This is a genomic window from Flavobacterium rakeshii, from assembly GCF_009741375.1.
GTDB classification, from domain to species: Bacteria; Bacteroidota; Bacteroidia; order Flavobacteriales; family Flavobacteriaceae; genus Flavobacterium; species Flavobacterium rakeshii.
Genome location: NZ_WOWP01000053.1, coordinates 167,858 through 174,435 on the forward strand (window position 1 = coordinate 167,858; position 6,578 = coordinate 174,435).

5 protein-coding genes and 1 pseudogene are annotated in these 6,578 nt (G+C 28.8%); 1 reads left to right on the forward strand and 5 read right to left on the reverse strand.

Annotated elements, in window-relative coordinates:
* Positions 1-40: 40 nt before the first annotated feature.
* Both GN157_RS13460 and GN157_RS13465 read right to left on the reverse strand, forming a co-directional pair.
* Entirely contained in the window at positions 41-493 is a 453-nt protein-coding gene (locus GN157_RS13460) for a DUF1569 domain-containing protein (protein ID WP_157484035.1), read from the reverse strand.
* The gene (locus GN157_RS13465) at positions 477-881 is read right to left on the reverse strand and encodes a nuclear transport factor 2-like protein (RefSeq protein WP_157484036.1); all 405 of its coding nucleotides are present in this window, start codon (positions 879-881) and stop codon (positions 477-479) included. Before GN157_RS13465 ends, GN157_RS13460 begins: the two co-directional genes overlap by 17 nt.
* A gap of 138 nt (positions 882-1,019) precedes the next feature.
* Between GN157_RS13465 and GN157_RS18090 the strand changes: the two are divergent.
* Positions 1,020-1,178: pseudogene (locus GN157_RS18090) on the forward strand (helix-turn-helix domain-containing protein); the annotation flags it as partial.
* A gap of 635 nt (positions 1,179-1,813) precedes the next feature.
* On the opposite strand, the gene GN157_RS13470 reads toward GN157_RS18090, so the two are convergent.
* The 3 genes from GN157_RS13470 to GN157_RS13480 form a co-directional block, all read right to left on the reverse strand.
* On the reverse strand, positions 1,814-4,477 hold the full coding sequence (locus GN157_RS13470) for a TonB-dependent receptor (protein ID WP_157484037.1): 2,664 nt from the start codon (positions 4,475-4,477) through the stop codon (positions 1,814-1,816).
* The gene (locus tag GN157_RS13475; RefSeq protein WP_157484038.1) at positions 4,465-5,244 is read right to left on the reverse strand and encodes a GLPGLI family protein; all 780 of its coding nucleotides are present in this window, start codon (positions 5,242-5,244) and stop codon (positions 4,465-4,467) included. The genes GN157_RS13470 and GN157_RS13475 overlap by 13 nt, the downstream gene beginning before the upstream one ends.
* A 65-nt stretch (positions 5,245-5,309) precedes the next feature.
* Positions 5,310-5,615 carry a hypothetical protein gene (locus tag GN157_RS13480; protein WP_157484039.1) on the reverse strand — a complete coding sequence of 102 codons (306 nt, stop codon included), beginning with the start codon at positions 5,613-5,615 and terminating at the stop codon, positions 5,310-5,312.
* Between the last annotated feature and the right edge of the window lie 963 nt (positions 5,616-6,578).

The following is a 6,578-nucleotide window of genomic DNA, read 5'->3' on the forward strand; positions in this document are numbered from 1 at the left end:
ATTGGATTTCTTAGTTAGCTTAAACAGATGACTTATCGTTCTATAATCCAAACTGTCTTAAATGATGATCGGTGTGTTTATAAACTAAAACACCAATTTGCTCCTTTGTCATCTTCCCAAAGAAATCATGAACAAATTTTAGGTTATCATAATTCTTATATGAATTTATTAAGTCAATCCATTTATTCTTTTCAAACTCAAAATCTCCTTCAAGTTCTTTTACTTTGAACTCTTCTGAAGTTGGAATATTTTTATCAAAAGGTTTTTCATTCTTTATCATACTTTTCAAAGCGATTTTTCCAAATATTTTTCCCATAAAAGTTTGTTTATAATTATGAGCTTCTGTACCAAGAATCCATCCATTCCAATAGGAATTATGTTTAAGCATTTGAAAAACGTTCATTTTTCCCCATTTCGCTTTATGATCTTCACTGATCTGCTCAATTCGGTTTATTAGCTCTTCTCTGGTATTTTGATTAAAAATTGTTTTCATTTGATATTTGTTTAATCTCAATACAATAAGTGGTTATCGTTTTTATTTTTTCGCCTTTAGCACTTTGAAATACATAAAATTCTGAAAAAGCATATTTTTTTACGTTATGTAATTTTATTAACCCACTAACGGCACCTTCTTTTCCATGAGATAAAATATGGTCAATAATTAACTCATCAGCTTCTTCATGTCTTATTTTTTTCAATTCTTCTATAAATCGTTCTTTACCCTCAATTTCTCTATGACCAATAATATTCCAAACAATGTCATCTGTTATCTTTTCAATTAAAAATTTAATATTTCCTTTAGCAAAAGCAATATTAAATTCCATTAGGAAATTCATTTTTGGTGAGTTTCCACAATTTGCACTCGATATAATTTTTGTCATTAAGAAGCTGATTTTAATATACGTCTCAATTTTCGGTTTCGATTGAAATTCCTACGTAATATCCAATTGAAACTTAAAAGTACCTTAAAATGAAAAGAATAACAAAAAATAACCGTAGAATAATTCTTAAAAAACAATGCGACTAAAGCTGTAAAGCTAACCGAACTTTCTTATGAAAACGGTTTTGCAGACCAATCTCATTTTATAAGGGAAATTAAAATTTTTACCGGTACTAGTCCAAAAGATTTTTTAAAGGGAAAAGATAAGTTTATCAGTAATCTTTTTGATTTAAAATAAATTATAAATTTATTCTAAATCAAATCCTCTATTAAAAAGTTCGACATTAATCCTGTTTACTCAACTTGCAAGAATAAAAGTAACTGCGTTGATTTGAGATAAACTAACTAATGTAGTAGGAGACCATCTAAATTAATTTAGTCCTTCACAACGATTTATACCTCCTCCTATTTTATCGTTTTTTAAACACCTCCATAAATTAGCAAATTAGCTCTTTTTCAATCAAAAATATTTTATATTTGTAGTCTAACCAGCAACCCTTCGCCGGTATATCTTTGAAAATCAAACAAATGGTTTGTTTGTGATGTTTGTCGATATTTGGATAAAAACTGTACCCTATTTGTACCTCCTTTAATTCTTTGGATAAAGTGGAACTCAAAGATAATGATAAGTCAAACAAAAGCATAGTATAAACCCTCAATTTGACGATCTAAATAGTCCTATTACATTTCTAAATCACATTAAGGGATTAACTGAAATAAAGGGTAAATCTAAGCTTAAAATATGCTGCCTGAAGAATGTTCGATTTTGGATAGCAGTGACCTTTTGTATTCATCAAATAAAGATTTTAAAAACTAAAGGTAAGACATATATGGAAATGCGACAGAACCGGAAAAGGTGGTAAAAGAAAAATGTTAGAATCTAAATTTAACTGTTAACAATACATACCTAGGCAATAACCTATAAGAATTTGTTGAATATCCAATATCACTAATGTTATAACTGGTAAAAGTATTAGTATTAAACAAATTACGACCGTCTAATCCTATTGATGTATTTTTGTTATCAAAACTATATAGAGCGCTTAGATCAGTAAAAAAATAATTGCTGTAACTATCAAGTCCTCCAAAATTATAATGCTCAGATTTAAGTTTAATATTTAAATTTTCATTTATTACATATTTTAAATCCAGATAACTATACTTAGATGTATTACGAAATATATTATCTGATTTTACTTGTGAAAAATTCCATTGTGTTGAAAAATGAAAATTGAATGAAGACTTGAAATTACTTGTCCAACCTAATGTAAAAGTTTGAATATATAAGATGTTTTTTCTCAAATCAGACTCATTAAATTGATTATAATACAATAACCTTCCAAGATTTCCTCCAAACCTTACTGTTCCTTTTAATTTTCTCACAATGTAATGCGAACTAAATTTTGCAGAAATTCTATTCCCTCCCTGCATTAAAAAAGCATTGGATAAAGAACTATTTTGTTCAAGCTGACTACTATAAGATATAACATCGTTTTGTTTAGAATAATCTAATCCGACAGAAAACTGATAACGATTAAGATAATGTTTTGTAGTATAATCAATACCGGCGTTACTTTCATCCAATTGATTAAAATAACCTAACCCTTTATTAAAACTATGTGAGGATCTAAATAGATAAGAATTATTAACCTGTAACAGGCTATTGTTATTAATGTTATGACTATAAGAAGCACTAAGCACATCATTAGGAGCTACTTGCCATGAAGCACTAACTGCAGGATTAACAATAAAAGGAGTTTGTGTGGTTGAAAGTTTATTATCCGTGTAATAATTTTCAAACTTATTGAAAATCTGATGTACATTTACTGATCCATTTATTGAAAAATTATTGAATTTTAGAGTATAGCCATTAAGAAGATATAAATCGCCGACCCTATAAAATATATCTGATTGAAAATCCTGTGGATTTATAGTACTCGTATCTGTAAATAAACTAAACCGGGTCATAAGATTATCTTCATTATGATCATATCCTATAACAAAACTAATCAAATCGTTATTTTTTTGCTTTGATCTAAAATCTATCTGAAACCCTCCGTACATTCTGCTACTTTTTATGTCATTTCCTACACTGTTAACGTTTTCATAAAGAAAGAGGTCACCTAATAAATAATCATTTATACCATAATTTTGAGGTAATCTATCGGTAAGAAAATGGGCTTTAAATAATGCTACATTGCGATCATTCCATTTATAGGTATAAGTAGTTTTTTGATCAAAATAGGTATTTCTGGTTTCAAGATTTTCTTTAGTACTACGATTGTTAAAAGTATAGTCGTTTACGTACTTTGTTTTCCCTGCATTTAAAGTAGTAGATGATTTTAGCATTTGCTTTTCTGAAATATCATACGTAAGTAATGCATTTAAGTAACTCCTTTGTAATTTATTTGAAGAATTATTTATCTCATTATTTTCAAAATAAGTCCCTTCAAAATCAGTAACTGAAATTGATTGTTGAAAAAACGATTGTTCATCAAATCCCAAAAAACCAATTAGTTTTAATCTTAATTTATCACTAAGTGGAAAAATTGTGCTCAATGTTGCTGTTTCGGCATTATTAAAACGTATACGGTCTTCTCCTAATTGAGAAGAGCCAATATTTAAGTTCATTACTTTAACAGCACGATATTCTTGCCCTATACTTTCAAGGTCTACATTGTTTGAAACCATAGCATCTACTTTGCCCGCTTTATCTAAACCAGCATTATTAAATGATGTGGTTAAAAATGTTTTATATTTCTTAGCAAAATGCATAAGATTTGCTTCAGCAATATACCGGTCCTTATTACCATAACCTACTTCAACATTACCAAACCATAAATGTTTATATTCGTCCTGTAATGTAAGATTGAGTGCAATACCATCACTATCTTCTATACCTTTAAGCAACCTGTTATTAGAATAATTTTTTAATACCTGTACTTTGTCTAGCGGCTTATTAGGCATGTTTTTAGTAAGAATAGAGTAACCTTTATTGAAAAGATCATCACCATCTATCATCACTTTTTCTATAGGTCTATTGTTGTAATTAATCGTACCGTCATTCAATACGGTTATACCTGGAATATTTCTAAGAAGATCTTCAACCACCACTTCTGTCCCATTGCTAAATGCTTTAGCGTCAAAAGATAATGTATCACCACGCAATGCTATAGGCTTTTCATGTTCTATAACAATTTCCTTTAGCTCATTACTACTTAGCTCCAGTTTAAAGTTTTGTAATTGTTTTTTGCCATTAATAAGTACTACTTCACAACTTTTTTTTTTATACCCAAGATAATTGGCTTCAAGGATATAATTTCCCGCTTCAGTTTTTATAATATAATATCCTTTAACATCTGTAGTAGCATAAGTAATTATTTTACCATCAGTATTCTTGAGAACAACAGAAGCACCAGGTAATATCACGTTGGTTGTATCGCTAATACTACCCTCAATATAAGCCTGAGATAAAGCAAAAAGCGGGAAAAAAAAAATAATTATAATAAAAATATGCTGTAATCTTATTCTTCCCATTCGTATTTTAGTTCAGGACCAGAACGTGGTATTTTTACATCCTCAAATGTAGCTCCCGAATTTTCACTATTTAATTCTTTAGATAAATTTTCAAAAGCTTCTGTTCTTATTTCTAAAAAGTGCTTGTATGTAATAGGTTTTTTATTTCTGGTTTTTACGAGTTTATCAAAATCTTCAGATAAAAGAGCATTTTCTGCATTAATAATTTTTACAGCCTTATAGCTAACTTGGTGCTTCTCATCAACAGCTTCAATTATAAGGCCTGGCAGTCCGTGAAGCTTCCAAGGACCAAATGGCAAAGGTATATCTGGTGTAAACCAAACTTTCCAGTTCCTTCCCCTATATTTTGTTGTTGCCATTATGCAGTTATAACCTTCAATTATTTTATTTTCATTACTTATATCCCATTTAAAATCATGATAAATATCTTCAACTAAAAAATTATTTTTCATAATAAAATCAAAAAATAACATTTGTTTTTTTAGGGTATTTATCATTAAATATTTCCCTGAAAACTTTTTAACTTTATTTGGGTCTGATGCTTTAAAGTCCTTATTATCCAAAGGCCTATCATAGAATTCAACATCATCATACACTTTATTTACCGCAACATTACTATTTGCATACAATGTAGTATAGGATGATGTATACTCTTTCAAGTCAGGTATTTCCTGGAGTTCTTGATATTCTACTTCTACAGCTATTTTTTTTTGAGCTAAACAGAAAGAAGTACTAATTAATAAAATTATAATGCTTGTTAATTTCATAAAATATTGTGATATAAAAAAGTAATAGGGAATATAACATCCCTATTACCATTTCTTTTTTTAAATTATTTTGGTGCTGCGTAACTGGCGCTAGCCTTAACCTGATAGCTATCACCTAATTTTTTTTGTAACTCATCAGATTGACCTTTAACCCAAGTATCACAATCTTCTTTACTACCAATATCATCATTAAAGACAACTTTTAGATCTACTGGGTTTGAACCTTGCCAAATAACTAAAGTTCCTGTACATCTTATTGGATCTGCTGTTTCGCTAGTTTTAATTTCTCCGTTTTTATCTATGTTAGAACTAGCGTTTAATGAAACTGATATTAACATAAACGCGATTGTTGAATAAATGATTCTTTTCATAATTTTCAAATTAAATTTAAATGGTTGATAAGATATATAAAACAAGCTTGTTCAATTTTTAAATTCAAACCACATGTAAATCTTAATGAAAAAAATGCTCAACAATGTGAAAAGACATCTTGCTGGATAGTAATAGTTATGATATAAAACTATTCGTTAGAAAATTAATACTAAAAATAGATTAATTTAGGCGTGGTATGTGATTACAATAATACAATGTTAAGCCAGTTATAAAAATTTTAAAATACTAAAGTTATGTTAAAAAAAATTTTTATTAATAGCAAAAACATTTTAATGTTACTGATAATCATTATATTTTTTACTAAAAATCACTCATGACATATAACTGATAACATTCTAGCATTAGGTGTACAAACACCTCCAAAAATTGGCTAATTTGCCCTTTTCAATCAAAAATATTTTATATTTGCGATATAACCAGCAACCCTTCGCTGGTATGTCTTTGAAAATCAAACAAATGGTTTGTTTGTGATATTTGTCGATATTTGGATAGAAGTTGTACCTCTATTGTACCTAACAGTACTGAAATTCAGCAATCTAAAGTCTTGCTAATTTCTGCATCGGAAATTAAACGAAGTTTTCAAATATAGAGTTACCTTTTTCAATATTTTATACATATCTATATAAAGTATAATTTTATACCTTTGTATATATAGAATTTAGTGTTCTTGAATAGTCGGATAATTAGCTTTTGCTACCAATATATAATCTGTGGCAAAATCGTGGCAATTTTATTTACTGGATTTGCATTTGCAGGAATGACGCGGGTTTGAGCGACTAAGTTCGAATCCTGCTCTCCCCACCAAAAATTAAAAGCCTGCAATTTTTGCAGGCTTTTTTTATATCCTTGTCTCGTCCTGAAATAAGTTGACACAAATTCGACTTATTATGAAAGACAAAGCAATTACACGCATAAAGCGTAGTCAAAAGGATTACAACATG